25 protein-coding genes are annotated in these 22,594 nt (G+C 40.5%); 13 read left to right on the top strand and 12 right to left on the bottom strand.

What is annotated here, in order from left to right; genetic code table 11:
• Positions 1-537 precede the first annotated feature (537 nt).
• The 5 genes from rfbC to FNH22_RS25285 form a co-directional block, all read right to left on the bottom strand.
• Entirely contained in the window at positions 538-1,086 is a 549-nt protein-coding gene (gene rfbC, locus FNH22_RS25305) for a dTDP-4-dehydrorhamnose 3,5-epimerase (RefSeq protein WP_143401298.1), read from the bottom strand.
• Positions 1,083-1,952 carry a glucose-1-phosphate thymidylyltransferase RfbA gene (gene rfbA / locus FNH22_RS25300; RefSeq protein WP_143401297.1) on the bottom strand — a complete coding sequence of 290 codons (870 nt, stop codon included), beginning with the start codon at positions 1,950-1,952 and terminating at the stop codon, positions 1,083-1,085. Before rfbA ends, rfbC begins: the two co-directional genes overlap by 4 nt.
• Positions 1,953-2,167: 215 nt before the next feature.
• Complete coding sequence (gene galE, locus FNH22_RS25295) at positions 2,168-3,202, bottom strand: UDP-glucose 4-epimerase GalE (RefSeq protein ID WP_143401296.1); 1,035 nt, start codon at positions 3,200-3,202, stop codon at positions 2,168-2,170.
• Position 3,203: 1 nt separating this feature from the next.
• On the bottom strand, positions 3,204-4,460 hold the full coding sequence (locus tag FNH22_RS25290) for a nucleotide sugar dehydrogenase (protein ID WP_143401295.1): 1,257 nt from the start codon (positions 4,458-4,460) through the stop codon (positions 3,204-3,206).
• Entirely contained in the window at positions 4,450-5,415 is a 966-nt protein-coding gene (locus tag FNH22_RS25285; protein ID WP_143401294.1) for an SDR family oxidoreductase, read from the bottom strand. Before FNH22_RS25285 ends, FNH22_RS25290 begins: the two co-directional genes overlap by 11 nt.
• Positions 5,416-5,538: 123 nt before the next feature.
• On the opposite strand from FNH22_RS25285, the gene FNH22_RS25280 reads away from it, so the two are divergent.
• The 9 genes from FNH22_RS25280 to FNH22_RS25240 all read left to right on the top strand — a co-directional run bounded on the left by FNH22_RS25280 (position 5,539) and on the right by FNH22_RS25240 (position 12,874).
• Positions 5,539-6,390, top strand: coding sequence for a hypothetical protein (locus FNH22_RS25280; protein ID WP_143401293.1), 852 nt, complete (start codon positions 5,539-5,541; stop codon positions 6,388-6,390).
• Positions 6,380-7,063, top strand: a complete 684-nt coding sequence (locus FNH22_RS25275; RefSeq protein WP_255518157.1) for a heme exporter protein CcmB — start codon at positions 6,380-6,382, stop codon at positions 7,061-7,063. The genes FNH22_RS25280 and FNH22_RS25275 overlap by 11 nt, the downstream gene beginning before the upstream one ends.
• A gap of 11 nt (positions 7,064-7,074) precedes the next feature.
• On the top strand, positions 7,075-7,734 hold the full coding sequence (ccsA, locus tag FNH22_RS25270) for a cytochrome c biogenesis protein CcsA (RefSeq protein WP_255518156.1): 660 nt from the start codon (positions 7,075-7,077) through the stop codon (positions 7,732-7,734).
• Entirely contained in the window at positions 7,731-7,985 is a 255-nt protein-coding gene (locus FNH22_RS25265; protein ID WP_143401291.1) for a CcmD family protein, read from the top strand. Before ccsA (FNH22_RS25270) ends, FNH22_RS25265 begins: the two co-directional genes overlap by 4 nt.
• A 47-nt stretch (positions 7,986-8,032) precedes the next feature.
• Positions 8,033-8,443, top strand: coding sequence for a cytochrome c maturation protein CcmE (locus tag FNH22_RS25260; protein ID WP_143401290.1), 411 nt, complete (start codon positions 8,033-8,035; stop codon positions 8,441-8,443).
• Between the two features lie 18 nt (positions 8,444-8,461).
• Positions 8,462-10,990: a cytochrome c biogenesis protein CcsA gene (ccsA, locus tag FNH22_RS25255; protein WP_143401289.1), complete on the top strand. Its 2,529-nt coding sequence runs from the start codon at positions 8,462-8,464 to the stop codon at positions 10,988-10,990.
• 209 nt (positions 10,991-11,199) lie between these two features.
• Entirely contained in the window at positions 11,200-11,988 is a 789-nt protein-coding gene (locus FNH22_RS25250) for a Rossmann-like and DUF2520 domain-containing protein (protein WP_143401288.1), read from the top strand.
• 32 nt (positions 11,989-12,020) lie between these two features.
• A complete protein-coding gene (locus tag FNH22_RS25245) occupies positions 12,021-12,257 on the top strand; it encodes a CDGSH iron-sulfur domain-containing protein (RefSeq protein ID WP_143401287.1) in 237 nt (78 codons plus the stop codon).
• Positions 12,258-12,259: 2 nt separating this feature from the next.
• A complete protein-coding gene (locus FNH22_RS25240) occupies positions 12,260-12,874 on the top strand; it encodes a hypothetical protein (RefSeq protein WP_143401286.1) in 615 nt (204 codons plus the stop codon).
• Here FNH22_RS25240 and prmC read toward each other — a convergent pair.
• A complete protein-coding gene (gene prmC, locus FNH22_RS25235; RefSeq protein WP_143401285.1) occupies positions 12,833-13,726 on the bottom strand; it encodes a peptide chain release factor N(5)-glutamine methyltransferase in 894 nt (297 codons plus the stop codon). The genes FNH22_RS25240 and prmC overlap by 42 nt on opposite strands.
• Positions 13,727-13,830: 104 nt before the next feature.
• On the opposite strand from prmC, the gene ribD reads away from it, so the two are divergent.
• Both ribD and FNH22_RS25225 read left to right on the top strand, forming a co-directional pair.
• Entirely contained in the window at positions 13,831-14,853 is a 1,023-nt protein-coding gene (gene ribD / locus FNH22_RS25230; protein ID WP_143401284.1) for a bifunctional diaminohydroxyphosphoribosylaminopyrimidine deaminase/5-amino-6-(5-phosphoribosylamino)uracil reductase RibD, read from the top strand.
• 69 nt (positions 14,854-14,922) lie between these two features.
• A complete protein-coding gene (locus FNH22_RS25225; RefSeq protein WP_143401283.1) occupies positions 14,923-15,405 on the top strand; it encodes a GAF domain-containing protein in 483 nt (160 codons plus the stop codon).
• A gap of 19 nt (positions 15,406-15,424) precedes the next feature.
• Here FNH22_RS25225 and FNH22_RS25220 read toward each other — a convergent pair whose 3' ends face one another.
• The 6 genes from FNH22_RS25220 to FNH22_RS25195 all read right to left on the bottom strand — a co-directional run bounded on the left by FNH22_RS25220 (position 15,425) and on the right by FNH22_RS25195 (position 20,595).
• Complete coding sequence (locus FNH22_RS25220; RefSeq protein ID WP_143401282.1) at positions 15,425-16,531, bottom strand: DegT/DnrJ/EryC1/StrS aminotransferase family protein; 1,107 nt, start codon at positions 16,529-16,531, stop codon at positions 15,425-15,427.
• A gap of 64 nt (positions 16,532-16,595) precedes the next feature.
• Positions 16,596-17,252, bottom strand: coding sequence for a phosphatidylserine decarboxylase family protein (locus FNH22_RS25215; protein ID WP_143401281.1), 657 nt, complete (start codon positions 17,250-17,252; stop codon positions 16,596-16,598).
• 39 nt (positions 17,253-17,291) lie between these two features.
• On the bottom strand, positions 17,292-18,566 hold the full coding sequence (locus tag FNH22_RS25210) for a Glu/Leu/Phe/Val dehydrogenase (RefSeq protein WP_143401280.1): 1,275 nt from the start codon (positions 18,564-18,566) through the stop codon (positions 17,292-17,294).
• 61 nt (positions 18,567-18,627) lie between these two features.
• On the bottom strand, positions 18,628-19,461 hold the full coding sequence (locus FNH22_RS25205) for a phosphatidate cytidylyltransferase (protein ID WP_143401279.1): 834 nt from the start codon (positions 19,459-19,461) through the stop codon (positions 18,628-18,630).
• Positions 19,442-19,657: a putative signal transducing protein gene (locus FNH22_RS25200; protein WP_143401278.1), complete on the bottom strand. Its 216-nt coding sequence runs from the start codon at positions 19,655-19,657 to the stop codon at positions 19,442-19,444. The genes FNH22_RS25205 and FNH22_RS25200 overlap by 20 nt, the downstream gene beginning before the upstream one ends.
• Complete coding sequence (locus tag FNH22_RS25195) at positions 19,654-20,595, bottom strand: CPBP family intramembrane glutamic endopeptidase (protein ID WP_143401277.1); 942 nt, start codon at positions 20,593-20,595, stop codon at positions 19,654-19,656. Before FNH22_RS25195 ends, FNH22_RS25200 begins: the two co-directional genes overlap by 4 nt.
• Before the next feature lie 53 nt (positions 20,596-20,648).
• Between FNH22_RS25195 and dusB the strand changes: the two genes are divergently transcribed.
• Positions 20,649-21,641, top strand: a complete 993-nt coding sequence (gene dusB, locus FNH22_RS25190) for a tRNA dihydrouridine synthase DusB (RefSeq protein ID WP_143401276.1) — start codon at positions 20,649-20,651, stop codon at positions 21,639-21,641.
• A 12-nt stretch (positions 21,642-21,653) separates the two neighbouring features.
• A complete protein-coding gene (locus FNH22_RS25185; RefSeq protein WP_255518155.1) occupies positions 21,654-22,547 on the top strand; it encodes a DMT family transporter in 894 nt (297 codons plus the stop codon).
• Positions 22,548-22,594 lie beyond the last annotated feature (47 nt).

The raw sequence follows: 22,594 nt of genomic DNA, 5'->3' as shown, positions 1-22,594 counted from the left end.
TCGAACTGTAGTAGGGCTTGGTTTAATAGTTTCAACGTTTTTTATGAAAAATACTACCGAAACACATTTTTTTCAACTAATCTATTACTTTTTTAACCCCGATAGACTTTATAGACAGACTCTAACTAATTCATTCATAAAAGTTTTTATTTTTTGACCTTATCCCACTGACATGTAGCATGTGGGTTTTTATACCAAACTATACAGGTTTGTTCTCTTTTCTACTGATAATGAGTTAAAGGCAAGGTCTATGAAGTGAGAAGATCCCATCTGTTACTTTAGCCCAGTGAGTGGTAAGGGCAGGGGTGCACTAGGTCGGTCATTTAGTGAAGTTTGTAGTTATCCAAGTCAGTCAGAATCAAACAAACTTCGGTTTTGAGAAGACTATATACCAGCTTGAAAAACACTATATCGGATCGTTGCAATTCTATGGAACAGGCCTCACTTGTTTTCTTTGTTCTTCCAATACCGGTTAGCTGGAAAACCCATGAAAATAGTTGATCATCCAACTCCTCGGTATCGTTTTTGGTGAAATGGCTAGAACATTGAATTAAATTCACTGAGCTTTGGGTTTACTTTGTCTTTGTCGGACACAATTGCCTGAACATCATCTATTTGCCAATCGATATCTAATGACAGGTCATTATATAATAGTCCTCCTTCACTTCTTTTATTATAAAACTGATCACATTTATACAAAATTTCCACATCATTAGTTAATGCTGCAAACCCATGAGCAAACCCGGGTGGAATGAATAATTGTTTTTTGTTTTCTGATGTCAGTTCAATGCTAAAACTCTTTCCATAGGTTGCACTTGTTTTCCGTATATCTACAACCACATCTAAGATAATACCTTTCAGCGTCCTTATCAATTTAGTTTGTGCAAATGGAGGATTTTGAAAATGTAATCCCCTAATGACATTTCTATTTGATCTAGAATGATTATCTTGAACAAAGACCGTATCTATTCCTAACTCTTTAAAACATTCAGCGTTATAACTTTCCATAAAGAAGCCTCTTTCATCTTGAAAAACACTGGGTTCCAAAACGTATAACCCTTGAAATCCGGTTTCAGTTAATTTCATTTGGAATCGGCTATTTTTAGTAAGTACTGACCGTACTGATTTTTGATCAATGGTTGTGCTAAGTCTCTTAGTTGTTCCTGGTTAATATACCCCATACGAAAGGCTATTTCTTCTATACAGGCTATTTTCAACCCTTGACGTTCTTCAATAGATTCAACAAAGTTAGAGGCTTGTAATAGTGAATGATGTGTTCCTGTGTCCAGCCATGCCATACCCCTGCCCAGCAGTTGGACATTTAAAATGCCTTCCTCCAGGTACATTTTATTTAAGTCGGTTATTTCGAGTTCTCCGCGTGTGGATGGCTTTACCTCCTTAGCTTTTTCGACTACCGTGTTATCATAAAAATACAAACCGGTTACGGCATAATTGGATTTAGGATGTTCAGGTTTTTCTTCGATAGACAAAACTTTTCCACTGTTGTCGAAATCTACTACACCGTAACGCTTAGGGTCATTGACGTAGTAACCAAATACCGTTGCACCGTTATCTAGTTGCGATGACTCTCTTAAAACCCTGGAAAAATTATAGCCATAAAAAATATTGTCTCCAAGGATCAGGCAACAGCTATCATTTTCAATAAATTCTTCTCCTAGCAAAAATGCCTGGGCTAAGCCGTCCGGACTGGGTTGGATTTTATATTCAATGTTTATGCCCAGCGTTTCCCCATTCCCTAACATTCTTTCAAAGAGCTCAATGTCCTGGGGGGTAGATATAAGCAAAATGTCTTTGATCCCAGCCATCATTAATACGGATAGGGGGTAGTAAATCATCGGCTTATCATAAATGGGCAACAACTGTTTCGAAACAGACTTTGTGACAGGGTAAAGACGAGTGCCCGAACCACCGGCAAGAATAATACCTTTCATTTTTTAGTGTCCTTTTGAATGAATAGAAATGTCAAAGTTGAAATACTGAAATTGGACTTTGCTTACCTTTTTTTCTAAATGATTGATTATCGATATATTAGATTTTTATTCTCATCAGAGATAATTCTTTGGTCAATTGATTTGAGAATAAAATGGATCAGATAGTTTCGATACAATTTGGTTAAAACAATATAAACTATATTGAAAGTCTAAGACTATGAGATATCAGCCGTCTTTAAACTTTTTTCCCAATTCCACGCATCCCTTAACGCATCAATTAAGGATAGTTTTGTTTCCCAATTCAATAGGTTTTTGGATTTGGAAACATCGGCAAAAACTTTAACTATGTCACCTTGTCTTCTCGGCCCTATGGTATAGTTAAGTTTCATTTGGGCAATTTTTTCAAAGGTATTCACAACCTCCAATACAGAATTACCTGTACCCGTTCCTAAATTGAATATGTCGTATAGCCCATTATTACTTTTCTCCAAATAAGATAATGCTGCAACATGAGCCTTGGCGAGATCTACTACATGTATATAATCCCGGATACAAGTACCATCCGGTGTATCATAATCATCACCAAAAATCGTGAGATTTTGTCGTAGTCCTATGGCCGTTTGAGTGATGTAGGGTACCAGGTTATTAGGTACTCCTAAAGGAAGCTCTCCTATCAAAGAGGAAGGGTGAGCGCCTATCGGGTTAAAATATCGTAATGAAACTGCTTTAAGATCTTCTTTAGCTTTGTAGAAGTCTTGTATAAGGTCCTCACATATTTGTTTTGTTCTTCCATAAGGAGATTCGGCTGCTTTTATAGGAGAGTCTTCTGTTACAGGTAATACGTCCGGCTGGCCATAAACGGTACAGGAAGATGAGAAAACAAAATTATCTATTGCTAATGCTTCCATAAGCTTCAAAATGGAAGTTGTGCTTGCTACATTATTGTAATAATAATCCAGTGGTTTACGTGTTGACTCCCCTACGGCTTTGAAAGCGGCAAAATGTACAATGCCATTTATATTTCCTTCTGCTTTTACAGCCTCTAATAAGCTTTCGTATGCCGCACAATCAAGGTCAATAACCCGTGGTTTTGTTCCGGTGATCTCTTGAATACGCTCTGGAATGAACTCCTTGGAGTTGGAGAAATTATCCAGGATGATCGGTTCATACCCAGCATTTATAAACTCCACACAGGTGTGTGATCCTATATACCCTGCGCCCCCGGTGACTAGTATTTTTTTTCTTTTCATATCAAAGTCTTGCAGTTATGTCTTCCTTATTAAAGAATGATTTAATGTCAAATATCACTGTTTTTTCATTGGTTAATCCAGGTAGATCTAAGTTGAGGAATGATGTATGTCTGACGGCTAAAATGATTGCTTGGTACTCTTTTTTTGGTTCATCAATCAATTCCAGACCGTATTCAACATGAACTTCCACTTTATCAGCCAGCGGATCATATACGTCTACGTTGATACCAAACCCCTCCAGTTCATTTACTACATCTATGACTTTGCTATTCCGGATGTCAGGACAATCTTCCTTGAATGTGATGCCCAAAACCAATACGTTACTGTTATTGATGGCATTGTCATTTTTAGTCATCAATTTCACCACTTTATTGGCAATATGAATTCCCATGGTGTCATTGATCCTTCTTCCGGCCATGATCACCTGAGGATTGTACCCGATACTTTCAGCCTTATAGGTAAGGTAATACGGGTCTACTCCAATGCAATGCCCTCCCACTAATCCAGGCTTGAAAGGTAAGAAATTCCACTTCGTAGAGGCGGCATTCAGCACTTCCGTTGTATCGATATCTAGTTTGTCAAAAATCAACGCCAGCTCGTTAACAAATGCGATGTTAAGATCACGTTGTGCATTTTCAATAACCTTAGCAGCTTCTGCTACTTTAATGGAAGAAGCCAGATGTGTACCTGCTGTTATGATGGATTGATACAGTTGGTCTATTTTTTCAGCTATCTCAGGTGTGCTGCCGCTGGTAACTTTTTTGATATTGGGTAATCTATGAGTTTTGTCACCAGGGTTGATTCGTTCAGGAGAGTAGCCACAAAAAAAGTCTTTATTAAAAGTCAAACCGCTATTTCTTTCCAAAACGGGTATACAGATTTCTTCCGTACAACCAGGAAAAACGGTCGATTCATAAATCACCACATCTCCTTTTTTAAGTGCTTTACCGACAGTTGTACTAGCTTTTTTTAAGGGAGTTAAATCAGGAGTTTTAAATTCATCTATAGGTGTGGGGACAGTAATAATAAAGATGTTCGCTAGAAGTAAATCCTCAGGATTACTACTGTAACTTAAATTTGTAGCTGCAGCTAACTCTACGCTGGTTACTTCCAGTGTACGGTCACTTCCTTTCTTTAATTCCTTAACTCGTTCTTCATCGATATCAAAACCTATTACAGTCTTTTTTTTGCCAAATTCTACTGCCAGGGGCAAACCAACATAACCCAGACCGATGATAGCTATTTTCTCAGTTTTCATAATTTGATTTGTACCATTCATATGTGCTACGCAGGCCTTCTTTAAATTTTATACTTGCTTCGTACTGCAATAAGTCTTGAATTTTACTGATGTCAGCTTTCGAATGTCTTACATCCCCGGCTCTTTCAGCCCCATAAGTTGCATCAATTTCCTTTCCACTGATCTCTTTTAAGGCGTCGATCATTTCATTCAACGAACTCTGTTCTCCACAGGCTACATTGTAAACAGTATTGAGCGCTCGACTTTCCTGTGTAAATATGGCTTTTAAATTAGCTTGAAGCGCGTTTTCAATATAAGTAAAATCTCGACTGTTTGACCCATCACCATTAACAACAGGTGACTTTCCTTCTAAAAATGCTTTACAGAAAATGGGTATTACTGCGGCATATGGGTTGTCAGGATTCTGTTTCGGGCCAAATATATTAAAATACCTTAAACCTATATAGTTCAATCCGTAAGTGCGTCGAAAAACATCTGCAAACAATTCAATAGTATACTTTGTGACTGCATACGGACTGAGAGGCTTACCAATAGTATCTTCACTTTTTGGGAGTGCCGGATGGTCGCCATAGGTGCTTGAAGAACAAGCCAATATTACTCTGTCAATTTTATTAACGACAGCTGCATGTAGTATATTGACGGTGCCATCTATATTTACTTTTGTCGAAAGCATTGGATTTTCGATGGATCTCGGAACAGAACCAAGTGCGGCTTGATGAGAAATTACATCATACCCTTTGGTCAGTTCCACCATTTTCTCATAGTCACAAATGTCCTTTTCGAAAAACTCAAACTTTGGATGTTCTTTTAAATGGCTTATGTTCGAATAATATCCATTGGAAAGATTATCTATTACTCTAACAGATAATATTCTATTATCATGTAATAATTGTTCCACCAGGTGAGAACCAATAAAACCGGCACCACCGGTCACTATAATTTTGATGGGAGACAATGAAGTCGTTGTGTTAATAATCTAATTCTTTTTCAAGGAGACAAAGCTAATAATTATTCGTTATCCCTATCATCTCAAAAGCTTATTTAATAAACTTGCATTTTTACTAGAGATTCCAATATTATGCAAAAAGACATAAGATCTAATTCATCTGATGAAATTGACCTGGGTGAGCTCTTATTGAAACTGCTTAAATTATTAAACAGAAATAAGCTAGTTTTTCTATCTGCAATTATCATAGGAATGGTTGTAGGTGCTGGTTTTTACGGTACAAAACCTGCAGTATTTGAAAGTAGTATGATGTTGAGGTCTGACATCCTTACGGAGGCTTACAGTGAGACATTAACTGAAAACCTGAATAAATTAATAGATGAGCGCAATAGACCAGTTTTAAGTCAAAAACTCAGTATTTCTGAAGCAGAAGCCTCACACTTGAGGGAGATAAAAGTTGAGAATATAACCGATGCTGCTGCGCCGGATGGAGGTCCTGCTAACATTATTTTTCTAATCTCCGTCGAGATTACTGACAATGCTATTCTCCCCTCATTACAACAAGGTATTATAGATTTTCTCGAGAACAATGAATTCGTCAAAAAGCGCGTTCAATTGAAGAGAGAACGATATGTAGCGCTTATTAAACAAATGAAAAAAGAAGCGCTTGAGCTCGATAGCCTTAAAGAGTTAGTCAATACCAGGATAACCTCCGGTGGGCAAGGAAGAGACCTATTAGTCATAGATCCATCCAATGTGTATGAACAGGCCCTTAAAACCTTCAAGGAGGAGCTTTCGTATGAAGAAAGTCTTGAATTAATTGACAGTATCCAACTGATTGAAGGTTTCATACCGTTTACCAGACCAAAAGGGCCAAAACTTTCTGTATCATTGGTAGGAGGCTTTATGACCGGGTTGCTTTTCGCTATAGTCATTGTATTCATCAGAGAAACAGGAGCTTATTTGAAGTCTATTGACAAATAGCATAACCGTGCTCAGCCAGGTATATTATCTGATCAAAAAAGAGGTAACCATTGAATGGCGAAACCGGTATGCGGTGAATGGTATACTCCTTTACCTAATTAGCACCATATTCATTTGTTATTTGAGCTTCAATGTGCGGGCTAATCAGTTGGACCCTGTTACATGGAATGTTCTGTTTTGGATTATCATCCTTTTTGCAGCTGTAAATGCCGTAGCTAAAAGTTTTATCCAGGAGAAGCAGGGACAGTTTTTGTATTACTATTGGGTCCATGATCCTGTGGCTGTCATCGTGGGCAAAACCGCTTACAACTCGCTGCTGATGGTGCTGATGGGACTTATTGGTTTGCTGGGCTATGTGCTGGTATTGGGTAATCCCGTGAAAGACATGACTCTGTTTGTAGTTAACCTCTTAATTGCTTCCATCGGCTTGTCCTTTACGTTAACAATGACCTCGGCAATAGCCTCAAAAGCCAGGAATAGCCAAACTCTCATGGCCGTTTTGGGTTTTCCGATCATACTTCCCATTTTACTAATGGTGATTAAAATCTCTAAAAACGCCATGGATGGATTGGAATGGTCTGATTCTTATGATGAAATGGTTATTCTCTTAGCAATAAATGCCATTGCAGGCGCTTTATCTTATCTCTTGTTCCCCTATCTTTGGCGCAGCTAAGAGCAAACGATATGCTTAGAAATTGGTGGAAGGTTATTACAGTGTTATTACTTCTTTATGTAGTAACAGGTGGATTGTTAATGGATGTCCCCCGTTTGAACATTCTTAATGAAACCGTTCGCGCCCTTTACTTTCATGTGCCCATGTGGTTTGGAATGATCATTATGCTGGCGATTTCAGTGGTGTATGCCGTAAAATATCTAAGAGGTTCCAATGCGCATTTTGATACGGTCTCGGTGGAGTTTGCGAACGTGGGTATCGTATTTGGTGTTTTGGGTATATTAACAGGAATGCTCTGGGCACAATTTACCTGGGATGATTGGTGGAGTGGTGACCCAAAACAGAATGCGTCAGCCATAGGTCTCTTGATCTACCTGGCCTATTTTGTGCTTAGAGGGTCTTTGGAAGACCCAATGCAAAAGGCAAGAATTGGAGCAGTTTATAACATATTTGCCTTCGCCGCACTCATACCGCTTTTGTTTATCTTACCGAGAATGACGGATTCTTTGCACCCGGGTAACGGGGGCAATCCTGGATTTAATGCTTATGACTTGGACAACCGGTTGAGAATAACGTTCTATCCGGCGGTGATGGGATGGACATTGCTGGGGGTTTGGATGGCTACAGTGAGAATCAGGATAAGAAAAATTGATACCATTTTAGAATTATGAGGAAAACATTTTTAACGCTATCTTTTTTCTTTTTTTCATTCCTGCTTTTCGGACAGGATAAAGTAGCGATAACCGAGCAGGATTATAAAAATGATCAGGTTGAGATGGCAGATCAATTTAGAGCAGACGGTAAAATATATGTTTTAACAGGTATTATACTGATCATATTGGCAGGAACCATCACTTACCTGGTGTCAATTGATCGAAAAGTAGGTCGATTGGAAAAACAGTTGGGAAATAAGGGCACATGAGAACAAAGCAGGTCTTAACTTTGTAATCATACATAAACAGCAATACAATGAAGAAAACCCACCTGATAGGAATTGGAGTTATTGCAATAGCCATTTTTATGATTATTTCAACTGCCGGTGACGCCAGCTCGTATGTGACTTTCAAGGAGGCCCATGAAATGGCCAAAGACGGGCGTAGCAATAGTATTCATGTGGTAGGTGAGCTCACTAAAGACAGTAACGGAAATATAACAGGATTATTTCCATCTGCCGATAAACTGTCCTTCTCGTTTATAATGATAGATGATAATCATGAAAAGCAACAGGTTTTTTATAATGAGCCGATGCCTACGGATTTCACAAAATCTGAAAAAGTGGTAGTTATTGGCTCCTATAAGGATGACGTGTTTGTGGCAGACAAAATATTGCTGAAATGCCCTTCAAAGTACCAGGAAACAACGGTGACTGCTGAAAGCTGATAGGTAAAGGACTAGTTTATGATGCACACCTTCATTGGTGACCTGGGTCACTTTTTTTCCATAGCCGCTTTTATAACGGCGCTGTTTTCCTCTTTTTCTTACTTTAAGGCTTCTACAACGGAAGATCTTGACCGGAAAAAGTCGTGGCGGATCAACGGTCGTGCTTTCTTTTTTATGCATGGCGGGTCTGTTCTGGGTGTTGTAGTTTCATTATTCTTCATCATTTATAATCATTATTTTGAATACCACTATGCCTGGAACCATTCTTCCACGCGGTTACCTACACATTACATGGTCTCTTCTTTTTGGGAGGGGCAGGAAGGCAGCTTTTTGTTGTGGATGTTCTGGCATGCGGTGCTCGGTACTATTTTGATCTTTACCAATAGATTTTGGGAGCCGTCCATTATGACCGTATTTATGTTGGTCCAGGTTTTTTTGTCTTCTATGATATTAGGTGTGGCCATTCCCCAGCTCGAACTTAAGATCGGAAGTTCTCCTTTTATCTTGCTGAGAGATGCTATTGATGCCCCAATATTCAGAGAAAATCCGGATTTCGTTCCTAAAGATGGTACGGGCCTAAACCCTCTGTTACAAAATTATTGGATGGTGATCCACCCTCCAACACTGTTCCTGGGTTTTGCCACTACCATTATTCCTTTTGCTTATTGTATCGCAGGGCTTTGGCAGAAAAAATACCGTGACTGGGTCAGACCGGCTTTGCCCTGGGCGCTATTCTCAGGCGCGGTACTTGGTTTGGGTATATTAATGGGGGGCTATTGGGCATATGAAACTTTAAACTTTGGTGGATATTGGAACTGGGATCCTGTAGAGAATGCGGTCTACGTTCCCTGGCTGTTTCTCATCGCTTCTATTCACACGATGATCACCTTCAAAAAGAGCAGTACAGCGCTGAAAGCATCTGTTATCCTGGTGATCACAACTTTTATTTTGATTTTGTATTCCACTTTTCTTACCAGAAGTGGGATTTTGGGCAATTCTTCCGTGCATTCCTTCACCGACCTCGGGTTGTCGGGTCAGTTGCTCATCTATCTGCTGGTTTTTACCATTTTGTCGATCGTATTGTCCTGGATGCGATGGAAAGCACTGCCTACTACTGAAAAAGAGGCCTCCACCTATTCCAGGGAGTTTTGGATTTTAATAGGGGCGATTACTTTGTGCCTCATGGGGTTCCAGGTATTGGTCCCCACATCTATACCTGTGTATAATAGTATTGTGGAGGCTTTTGGTGGCATTTCTAACCTGGCGCCTCCTGCAGATCAAATTGAGTATTACTCAAAATTTCAGTTATGGTTTGCGGTGTTAGTGGCCTTACTATCGGGTACAGGGCAGTTTTTCTGGTGGAAAAAAATGGACCGCAGCCAGTTGCAGAAAGACCTTACGTTACCCATAGTTATTACGCTGATCATAAGTACTGTAGTTATCTTAGTGTTTAATGTAGGTGATCCAACGTTAATGGTGCTGTTGGTAGCGGGAATTTATACTGTAGTAGCCAATACAAAGATCTTAATAGGTGTTTTGAAGAGCAGCCCAAGGTTGTCGGGAGGGGCTGTGGCTCATATAGGCGTAGGCATGATGCTCATTGGGGTGTTGTTTTCATCCGGTTATTCTAAAGTGGTGTCATTGAACAACACCGGTATGCTGATATCGCGTGAGCTGGATGAAGAGTTCAACCGTGAGAATTTGCTATTGTTCATCAACGAACCTAAGACGATGAATAATTACCAAATTAAATATACCGGAGAGCATCTGGAGCCATTGGAAGGTCCTGGTTTAGTGAAAAAAGATCAGGTAACGCGTATAAGTGAATTTATGGCGGTAGCTGATAACGATTTGTATTTTGAAGGAGATCAGTTGTTTCAGGCCAATGATACTTTTGCCATTCACGCTGAGAACACCTACTATGCGATAGAGCTAACTTCTGCCAAGGGAAAAAAATATAACCTTTATCCCCGTATTCAAGATAACCCCACCATGGGAGCAGCTGCATCACCGGCTATCAAACGTGACCTGAATAAGGATTTATATGCACATGTCGTTACTCGTTTGTCCCATGAAGAAGTAGAATGGAGTGAACTCGATGAGTTCAAGGTAACGGTAAATGAAAACTTTTTTGTAAACGACTATGTAGCCCGGTTTGAAGGACTTCAACGTATTTTCGAAGTGAATGGAGTAGACCTGGGAGAAGGGGATCTGGCGGTGAAAGGATTTGTAAAGATACAAGGCGAGGAAAAAGAGTATGAGGCACATCCTGTATTCCTGGTAAAAAACGGTCTCGTGGGTAGAATACCTGATGAGGTAAATGATTTAGGTTTACGCATTTCCCTCATGAATATCCATCCTGAAGAAAATCAATTTGAGGTTGGAATCAGTACCCGGCAAAAAGATTGGATTATTTTAAAAGCTTTGGAAAAGCCCCTGATCAATGTGCTTTGGTTAGGTACCCTTCTTTTGATGTTTGGCTTTGGCATTGCTGTAGTCAGGAGATATACAGAGTTCAAAAAAATGAGGGAAAAGGGAGTGGAATAATAATGTGTTGAACCTAATTGAGTTACACTTATTTAATGTCATTTCCGGGTTTTGACTTATTCACTCAAATGGATTAAAAGGATCTTCTTTATTTGATACCGTGTTATATTTACAATAAAGTATTTCAAAAAATATTTACCTTACATCTTCTTGATAGAGTCAACAAACAAGTATTGATTCATATTTTCGGTTTCTAACAGTAAGAGATCATGTCTTATAGAATATCATTCATTGGTGCCGGCAATTTGGCCTGGCACCTGGCTGTAGCTCTGGACAATGCCGGTGTGGTAGTGAAGGAGGTTTATAGTAGAAACAAAAAAAATGCCGATGCACTGGTAAAACGGCTCTACCAGGCGGAAGTAAAAAAGGATCTTGACTTTTCTCTGAGTACATCAGACCTGTTCATTGTAGCGGCAAGTGACGATGCACTGGAAGAGATAAGCCAGGAAATAATTCTTCCCGAGGAAGATGCAATATTGGTACACACATCAGGAGGGCAATCTATGGGTACGTTATCTTATGCAGCAACAGATCATATAGGTGTACTTTATCCACTTCAGACATTTTCCAAAGGGAAGAAGGTGTCGTTTGATACTGTCCCGATCTGTATAGAAGCCAATACTGCTTTTGGTCAGGGGTTGTTAGAAGAAGTAGCCAAGAGGGTCACAAATAAGGTGGTACAAATTAATAGTGACCAGCGCCGGGCCCTTCATCTTTCAGCAGTTTTTGCCAATAATTTTGTAAATCACTGCCTGCGTATTAGCGCAGACATAATGAAGGCTGAAAAGCTTGACAATGAGTTATTATACCCTTTAGTAGAGGAGACAGTACTCAAAGCCTTTGAGATGGGGCCGGAAAATGCACAGACTGGTCCGGCCAGACGGCATGATTTTGAAACGTTGGACCTTCACCTGGATTATTTAAAGAATAACGAGGAGTTGGCTGAAGTATATCGGATTTTTTCACAGTATATTGTAGATTGCTATCCATTGAATTAACAGATGCGAAACCGAACGAAATAACATAGCCTATGGATACTCCTAAAATTGTACAAAAAGCACCTATTGTAGCAGATTGTAAATGTGGCACCTATTTTTGGTGTGCATGTGGACTGAGCAAAAGCCAGCCATACTGCGATGGTTCTCATAAGGGTACCAGTTTTTCTCCCATGAAGCAAGTAATTGACGAAGATAAGAAGATGGCTTGGTGCGGTTGCAAACACACAAAAAACCCACCGTTTTGTGACGGTTCGCATAAAGACCTTTAGCTATGTCCTCTCATCACATTGTTCGTGATGAGCAGGAACCTGCTCTTTTAATCCTTGACCTGATGTCAGGGTCGGAAAACTGGTTCGGAGAACTGTTGGAATGGGCTCCGACAATCATGGTTGCCAGTGATCAACTTGAAAAGGTACTTTCTTATGGATTCAAGTTAGATATGGTGCTGTGTGGTGAAGGTGAACCTGAAGATTTAAAACAAGACTTGACACATCAGGCGCCATTACAGTTTATCACCGCAACGCATAACGAAAATCGTCTCAGTACGGCGTTACATTATTTAGTGGCATCAGGGTATAATTCAGTCAATATTGTGTCACCGTTTTCCTCATTTCGTGATACAAAGCTGTCCGATATAGAAAATATACTAACGATAGTATACTATGATGGAATATACAGATGGTTCAGGGCAGATGGCCTCTTTAAAAAATGGGTTGCCTCAGGTAGTGAGTTCGTTACATCGGCTGATATCGTATGTTCTGCGAACGGTAACATAAAGACCTGTGAGTCTGATCTTGGCAGTTCATTTCAATTCAAAAAGGAAGGATGGATCGAAATGAGTAGTTCAAAACCCTTCTGGCTGGGCGAAAAGATCATTGGACCATAACCCGCGTACTATCCTGTCTTTGCCATTAATGTCCTGTATGACATCTACTGAAGTGTAGCCCATAACCTCTAACATCACTTTAGTATCGTCAGCAAAATTTTCATTTACCTCAAAGTACAGTTTTCCACCATCTTTTAGCGCAGCTTGTGCCAATTCCCCTATTCTCCGATAAAAAATGAGTGGGTCATTGTCATTTACAAAAAGTGCCATTCCAGGTTCATGGTCTAGTACATTGGGCTTCATTTGTTCTTTTTCACTTCTTCGGATGTAAGGTGGATTACTTACAATCAGATCAAAAGATCCGCCAGGAATAGGCTCCGTAAGAATATCGATTAACAAAAACTCTACTTCTGTATCCAGTTTTGAGGCGTTTGCACGTGCTGTTTTGATCACCCTGGGGTCAAAATCCATGGCAACGGACTTGGGTTCTTTCAATTCTTTAGCCAGTGTAATAGCGATACATCCGGAACCTGTTCCAATATCGAGGAATTTGATCTTTTTTTCCTTATTCTCCTTCACAATAAGAGCTACCAACTCTTCAGTCTCATTTCTCGGGATCAGTACGGAAGCATTGACCATGAATTTTCTTCCATAAAACTCCGCTTCCTCCAAAATATATTGGATGGGCTCATTATTATTCACCCGATCTATGTATCCATCCAGCATTTTCTTTTCCTTAGAGGTCATATTCAACGAGCGGTCTACAATGATTTCAGCCCGATCAAGGTTAAATATATGCTCTATGATCAGATTGGCGATTTGACCTACCTCCTGCTTGGTTTCAGGGATGTCAATTCTATCCAAAATGTATTGGAGCAGCTTTTTCGAAGAGTTAGGAAGAATCTCTGCCATTATTTCTGATATAACCCGTCTATCGTTAACATTGCGAATATAAACCAGAGGTTGAGTTTGCCATAGTACCACAAATATATAGTAAAATACCTTATCCTTTTTCTATGAATGAACATGAGCTATATATGCTTCGCGCCATCGAGATTGCTCAGTATGGTAAAGGGAATGTAAGTCCGAACCCTATGGTGGGATGCGTTATTGTATACAATAACAAGATCATTGGTGAGGGTTGGCATCGTAAGTATGGTGAGGGCCATGCTGAGGTTAATGCTATTAACAGCGTGCAAGACAAGAGGTTACTACCTGAGAGCACAGTTTATGTCACGTTAGAACCTTGTGCACATTACGGTAAGACACCACCATGTGCAGACCTGCTTATTGAGCATAGTGTTAAAAAAGTATTTATTGCTGTGCCAGACCCTAATCCATTGGTATTAGAAAAAGGCATAGGAAAATTAAAAAAAGCTGGAATAGCTGTAGAAACAGGTTTACTTAAGGAATTAGCTTCTGAAATGAATAAGAGGTTTTTATTTAGTATGACAAAAAAAAGACCATATGTTATACTGAAATGGGCAGAAACCAACGACGGATTTCTGGCCCGTGAAAACCATGATTCCAAATGGATAAGCAATCAATACAGTCGGATGCTGGTACATACCTGGAGAGCGGAAGAAGATGCGATTTTGGTAGGAACCAATACCGCCTTGTATGATGATCCCAGGTTAAACGTGCGTGAGGTTTCTGGGAAAAACCCTGTCAGGATAGTGATAGACAGGCACCTGAGACTTTCTACTGATCTTAATCTTTTTGATGGTTCTGAGCGAACAATATGCTATAATCTTAAGGAGGATAAGGTCGATGGACAAAATGAGTGGGTGCAATTGACTTCAGATCATTTTGAAAAGAGCCTGCTGGAAGACCTCTACACAAAAGGCATCAGGTCCATTATAATCGAAGGAGGCAAAAAGACATTGGATCTGTTTATTCAGGAAAGCCTTTGGAATGAAGCGCGTGTTTTTATTTCACAGCAGACTTTTGGTTGTGGAATAAAAGCTCCCGTCTTAAAGGCCTTCTGTCGCGAAGAAAACATTCATGGCGATCGCCTCATCTATTACAAGAATAGTTAAACTAAAATATGAAATTCATAGTTGTTCATGCATATCTTGAACATTGACTGATGATATTAATAAAATACCATGGCCGAAGAACTTGTTATACCGACCTCATCTGATAAACGTGAAAAATATGAACTGCTTGTACCTCAGATAAAAGCACTTATATCTGACGAGACAGACCTAATCGCCAATCTTGCAAATATCACGGCTGTGTTGAAATCCGGTATGGGGTTTTTCTGGGTAGGGTTTTACCTGGTGAAACAGAACGAGTTGGTTTTAGGACCTTTTCAGGGACCCATTGCCTGCACCAGGATCCGAAAAGGGAAAGGTGTATGTGGTACTTCCTGGGAGCAAGGTGAAACTTTGCTGGTTCCGGATGTAGACCAATTTCCCGGTCATATAGCCTGCAGCTCTGATTCCAGGTCTGAAATTGTACTTCCTGCTTTTGATAAAGACGAGGTGGTACTTATTCTGGATGTAGATAGCAACAAATTGAATGATTTCGATGAAATTGATCGTGAGTACCTCGGAAGCATTATGCGGCTGTTAGAGGGTAAATTCTAGGTGTTTGGGTGTTCCTTGTTTATTTACCAAAGAAAGACTTTATCTTTTCAATAATCAAATAGATCATATCCTCGGTCATCTCAGGGTAAATGGGTAGCGAAAGAATTTCATTTTGATATTGGGTGGCCACCGGAAAATCAGACGGTTTTGTATTCAAATGCCTGTAGGCCGGTAAATTGGGTAACGCTACAGGGTAATGAATGGCTGTTTGAATACCTGCTTCCTCTAAATATTCTTTCAGAGCGTCTCTTCGTTTCGTTCTTATTACATACAAATGAAAAGTGTGCCTGGTGTCCTTTCTTACTGTAGGAAGATGTATTTGATCTGTTTCAGAGAGCAGTGATGCATAAAGGGCAGCGTTTTTAATACGTTGGGCATTCCACTGCTCGATATATTTTGATTTTACATTCAAAACAGCCGCCTGAAGAGTATCCAATTGGCTATTGATGCCTTCCATAGTGTGGTGATGTTTTTTCAGAGCACCGTTATTGGCGAAGGTCCTTATCTCAGTGGCTAGGTGGTCATCTTCAGTAATAATGCAACCGGCGTTACCGTAGCTTCCCAGGTTCTTTACAGGGTAAAAGCTGAATATGCCTGCATTTCCGAAAGTTCCGGCTTTGACCCTATTTTCTTCCGTTAGATGGGCCTGTGCACAATCCTCTACGAGAAATAAGTTATGGGCCTCACATATCTCACTGATTTTACGGATATGAGCGGATTGACCATAAAGATGCACGGGTAGTATGGCCCTGGTACGTGATGAGAGTGCTTTTGGAATAAGGTTTACATTTATAGTATAAGTGGAGGGGTCTATATCCACGAAAACGGGTGTGGCACCTGTTTGTGTTACAGCGGCGGCCGTAGAGATCCAGCCGTTAGCTGCTGTAATCACTTCATCTCCAGGGCCAATGCCAAGCATTTTCAAAGTAATATAAATGGCATCGGTGCCACTGCCTACACCTATGCAATGTTTTGTATCGTAGAGATTTTGAAAACATTTCTCAAAAGCTTCCACAGGCTTGCCTCCAATGAAAACACCACCTTCAAGTACTTTTGAGATGGCTTCATCGACCTCCTTTTTAATCGTATGATATTGAGAAGTTAAATCAACAAAAGGTATTTTCATTTGATCATATGCTAAGCTTCGCTTAAACCTGTTGTCAAAATAACTAAGAAAAGATGGTATTTACTCAGGTCAATTCTGCTATTACCGTTACTCCACCGGTAGTTTTATCACCGATTCTTGCCTTTATATCTGTACCCAACGGTAAAAAAACATCCACCCTTGACCCAAATTTGATAAACCCAAACTCTTGACCTTGCTCCAGTTTGTCGCCTTCATCAATGTACCATTTTATTCGGCGTGCCAATGCTCCTGCAATTTGCCGAAAAAGCACCTGTACACCATTGTCAGTTTTCGCCACCACTGTGGTGCGCTCATTTTCGGTGCTGGATTTAGGGTGCCACGCTACCAGATACTTTCCGGGGTGATATTTGAAAAATTCAATAAAACCCTTTACCGGCATACGGTTTACATGTACATTGATCGGTGACATAAATATAGATACCTGAATCCTTTTATCTTTAAAGTACTCATTTTCAATGGTTTCCTCTATCACTACCACCTTGCCATCCGCTGGTGCAAGCACATGCTTATCACTGATAGGCGATTGGATGTGAGGGCTTCTGAAGAACTGTAAAATCAGCAGGTAGAAAACAGCGCTTAGTGCTATTATTATATACAGAACCACACCAACACCAAAATAGAAATGGATAATGAGATTTATAATTACAAGAGCCGGTAACAGAACAAAAAGTAATGTCCGGCCTTCTTTATGGATTGTCACAATAGAGAATTCTTAAATAAACCAACTTAAGCAGAGGTATTAATAACCACCACGGTACTTATACGTTTTAGCCACTTTATCTATAGCTACAACATAAGCGGCAATTCGCATGGAGATGTTATACTCCTGGGAGGTCTTGTATACATTGTCAAAAGCATCTTTCATGATCCTGTCTGATCGCCTGTTTACACGCTCACCAGTCCACTTATACCCCAGTCTGTTTTGTACCCACTCGAAATAAGACACCGTTACACCTCCCGCATTTGCCAGGATATCAGGAGCTACTATTATTCCTTTATCATTAATAATGGTATCTGCCTTAGCAGAGGTTGGGCCATTGGCACCTTCCACAATTAATTTTGCCTTGATTTTTTCCGCATTATGAGAATTGATGACATCTTCAGTGGCAGCAGGCACCAGTACATCCACTTCCAGTTCGAGAATAGCACTTCCATCTATTTTTTCTACTTCGGCGTATCCTTCGAGCGATCCCTTGTTATTGTTTCGGTATGCTATAGCCCCCTCTATATCGATGCCATTTGCATTATAATAAGCCCCTGACAGGTCGCTAATTGCTACAATTTTCACTCCTCTTTCCGCTAGCAGTAACGCTGCAAAAGAGCCTACATTTCCAAAGCCCTGTACGGCGCACGTGGATTTGTATGGGTTGATCTTTAGTTTTTCCATAGCAGCCAGTGCGGATACCATTACTCCCCTTCCTGTAGCTTCTGTACGTCCTAATGAACCGCCTAAAACGAGTGGCTTACCTGTAACCACCGAGTTAATGGTCATACCCTGTGTTCGGGAATATTCATCCATTAACCAGGCCATCTCCCGCGGACCGGTACCCATATCTGGTGCCGGTATGTCCCTGTCAGCTCCAAAGATCTCTATCATAGAACTGGTATAGGACCTGGTCAGACGTTCTATCTCACCAGCTGACATCTCTCTGGGATTGCATTGTATCCCCCCCTTGGCACCACCATAAGGTATATCCACTACAGCACATTTCCATGTCATCCAGGCCGCTAGTGCCTTTACTTCATCGAGATTCACTCCGGGATCGAAACGGATGCCTCCTTTGGAAGGCCCCAGAATATTAGAGTGTACTACCCTGTAACCATCAAAAACACGGATTGATCCATCATCCATGGTGATGGGTAGGGATACAATCACTTGTTTTGCTGGAGATTTTAATACGTTGTAGACCTCATCGTCAAGGCCCAGAATTTGTGAGGCAATGTGAAACCTTGACATCATCGCTTCAAAAGGATTCTCTTCATCCTTCAGAGGAGCCGGCTCTATATAACCCATAGGTGAAATTTGGTGTTTAAAACGGTTGCAAAGTTAAATAATTCTCTTCCAATACGAACAATCACAGAAATATTTTGAGAAAAGCAGTGATGAAGGGGGCGGACAATAGTAGTCCGTCAAAACGGTCCAGGAATCCGCCATGCCCGGGTATGATCCTGCCCGAGTCCTTAATCTCAATGCTTCTTTTAAATAGCGACTCTACCAGGTCTCCATAGGTTCCTATGACCACAATGATAATCCCGACACATAACCACTGCCAAAGGACAAGGGTGGTTTGTAAATGAGATACAGCATACGTCATAACCAGGGCCAGGAGAAGCCCTCCAATGCTTCCTTCCCATGATTTTTTAGGAGAAACACGTTCGAAAAGTTTTCTTTTACCGAAACGGACACCGGCAAAGTATGCTCCGGTGTCGCTCGCCCATAATATGAGCATAGAACCCATAATGAGCTCGCCGGTATATGTCCCGGAGTGAAAGGCAATAATATTTATGAGTGAGAAAGGAATAGAAACGTAAATGATCCCTAAAAAAGTAAAAGCTATTCCCCGAAAAGGCTTGATCACCCGTTTTCGATACAAATAGATCATGTAAACACACGCCAGAACTGGAAATATGAGGTAATAATATTTCGATTCGATGGCCCCGCTTTCCACCAGGAAGGAGATAAGGAATAGCACAGAGCCACAAAATGTGCCGAAAGTCTTCAGCGGGAGCATGCCATCCAAACCTACTAATTTGTAGAATTCAAGCTGCGTAGTGATGCTGATCAGGAGAAAGATCAGGAAATAAGCCCAGGGGCTATAATAGGTTCCTCCTAAAATGATTATGGCGCCTAGTAGTGCGGCAATTATACGTTGCTTCAGATTACTATACTTACCCAAAATTGACTTCATTCTCTATAATTTTCAATGACCTGATCACTTCATCAGCGATTACATGAACTTCATATTGCCCCTGCCCGATGCTGGAAATAGAAGAGTCTTGCTTGTTGATTATAACTGGATTAGCACCGTTTTCTTCGAGCAGGTCTTTGACAATTTCAGCTTTATAAGACTCATAAGAGCTAAATACTTTGTGCCACTTGCTCATTTAAGGTATGTTTTTTTGAGGAAATGATTTCTAAAGTAAAATAAGAGTCCTGCAGTAATGATAGTGAATAAAAGCACAGAGGGCCAAGAAGGAGCTTCACTATTTTCAATATCAAAATCCACTACACCGTTGTTATGAAGAAAAACCATCACCAAAGTAAAGCCATTATTGACGAAATGAGCGAAAACAGGCATCCAAAGGTTTGATGACCAATAATATAAATAACCAAAAAGAGCACCAAGCAACATTCTGGGAATAAATCCGAAAAACTGGAAATGGATGGCGCTGAAAAGAAAAGCTGACAACCAAATCGCCAGGTGAATATTACCTGAAGCTTTGTAGAGCATATTTTGGAGTATGCCCCTAAAAACTAATTCCTCTCCCAAGGCTGCGAAAACAGCGATCACCAAAAAGGCAATAATAAATTGAGAAGTGTTGTCAAATGTGGTGAGATACTCTGTCATCAGAGCTGCTGCCTCTTCGGTCTTGCGTGCCCAGCTTTCAAAACCGCTTAGAAACTCCGGAAAAGTGATGGTGGCATTCCATTCAATGAAATACGCATTGACGGCCATGAAAGTAATGGTAATGATGCCGGTAAGTATCCAGGGTAACAAGCTTACTGGTTTAGCTACAAGAGATGATAGTGTAATCTTTTCTCTAAACCGAAGGTATATGGCAGGGATGACAAACAATCCCAGCAGGGTTGCCGCACCCTGAAGTATAAACAATGGTATTTTATATGTATTGGATGCTGTCGGATTAGAAAGGCCTTCGGCAAACTCTAATATAGACCCATCATAAAAGGGTATAGCCAGTAGAAGCCCTATCGTAGGACCTACGACGAAAAATGAGATCAATGAGACAAGTAAGGCAAGTAAAGCCGAAGAAGCAGGGCTGTGCTCTTCAGGCAGTAAGAAATGATTATCGAATTTATCCATAAATTGGGTTAAATTTACGCCTTATTTTCAATAGTATAGGTGGTGATAGCGATATGGTTAAGATAGCAGACATTGAATTAGGAGAATTCCCCTTGCTTTTGGCGCCCATGGAAGATGTGAGTGACCCTCCATTCCGTGCGGTATGCAAAGAAAATGGCGCTGACCTGATGTATACAGAGTTTATCTCTTCAGAAGGGCTTATTAGGCATGCGGAAAAAAGTGTGCAAAAACTGGATATTTATGATTATGAACGCCCGATAGGTATACAAATATTCGGTGATAAGATAGATTCTATGCGTGAGGCAGCCGGAATAGCGGAGGAGGCTGAACCTGAAATAGTGGATATCAACTACGGATGCCCCGTGAAAAAAGTAGCGTGCAAAGGAGCAGGTGCCGGTATTCTTCTGGACCTTCCTAAAATGCAGAAGATGACGGAAGAAATTGTCAAGCAGGTTAATTTGCCTGTGACGGTAAAAACACGTCTTGGATGGGATGAGAACACTATCAAAATTGTAGAGGTGGCTAAAAGGCTTCAAGATGTAGGAATCCAGGCGCTCACCATACACGGGCGCACGCGAAAGCAGATGTATAAAGGAGAAGCCGACTGGACAAAAATAGCAGAGGTGAAAAACCATCCCGATATCCATATTCCAATTTTTGGCAATGGCGACATAGACACTCCCGAAAAAGCCCTTGAATACAGGAATAAATATGGTGTTGACGGCATTATGATTGGACGTGCTGCCATTGGATATCCCTGGATATTTAATGAAGTAAAATATTATTTTAAAACAGGTGACCATCTGGCTTCGCCGACATTGGATGATCGTATTGCCGTAGCGCGAAAACACCTGGACTTCTCAGTGGAATGGAAAGGAGAAAGGCAAGGTCTCTTTGAAATGAGAAGACATTATACAAACTATTTCAGAGGTATACCTAATTTTAAACCCTTTAGAACACGCCTGGTAGAAACGGATACATACGTTGAAATACTTGGCATCCTGGAAGAAATAGAAGCTACTTTCGGATCACACGTTGAAGTGTAGTACGCGCTGAATTTGTCGGATAAACACAACAATTGGGTGGCCTGGGGCCTTTTACTGACCCTATCTATGATATGGGGTAGTTCATTTATTTTAATAAAGACAGCGCTTCAGGTATATTCTCCCGGAACGGTAGGTGCTGTCCGTATTGTTTCAGCCTCCGTTTTTATGCTACCATTTGCCATAGTTTCCTTAAAAAAGCAGGAAAAGAAAAATTGGTGGTTATTACTTTCCGTAGGTATGCTGGGGAGTCTGTTCCCCTCTTTTCTCTTTGCCATCGCTCAGACCAGGATACCCAGTTCCGTAGCAGGTATACTTAACGCTGTGACGCCTTTGTTCACATTAATTCTGGGAGCGCTGTTTTTTTATAACAAAACCCATGCTAAAACATTCATAGGAGTTTTGTTTGGGTTTGTAGGTAGTGTGGTGTTGATTTTTGCCGGTTCGGAAGGAGATATACAATTTAACAGCTATGGTTTACTGGTGGTATTGGCCACCGTTTTTTATGCCACTAACCTGAACCTGATCAAATATAAGATGAGCAGCTTATCTGCCCTTACCATTACCAGCTTGTCCTTATTGATTGCCGGTCCTGCGGCACTCATTTACCTGCTTTTCTTTACCTCTTTCACTGCCAAAGTAGGTGTAGTGGAAAATTCCTATTATTCGCTAGGTGCAGTGGTACTTTTGGGAGTGTTAGGTACGGCTATTGCACTGATACTCTTTAACAAACTGGTGAAAATTACCTCCCCAATTTTCACCAGCTCTGTCACATACATTATTCCTGTGGTAGCGGTCGTTTGGGGACTGATAGATGGAGAGCAGCTATATTTAGGACATTACCTGGGTATGATCTTCATCATAGTTGGCGTTTACTTTAGTAATAAAATGACGCAAAGAGGGGGATGAATAAATACTAATTATCCCTCTAATTGTTATAATTACTTCCTGATTTC

The organism is Fulvivirga sp. M361 (assembly GCF_007097395.1).
Taxonomy (GTDB): Bacteria; Bacteroidota; Bacteroidia; order Cytophagales; family Cyclobacteriaceae; genus Fulvivirga.
The sequence above is the reverse complement of the archived record's forward strand: the minus strand, read 5'-3'. Positions and strand labels throughout refer to the sequence as shown.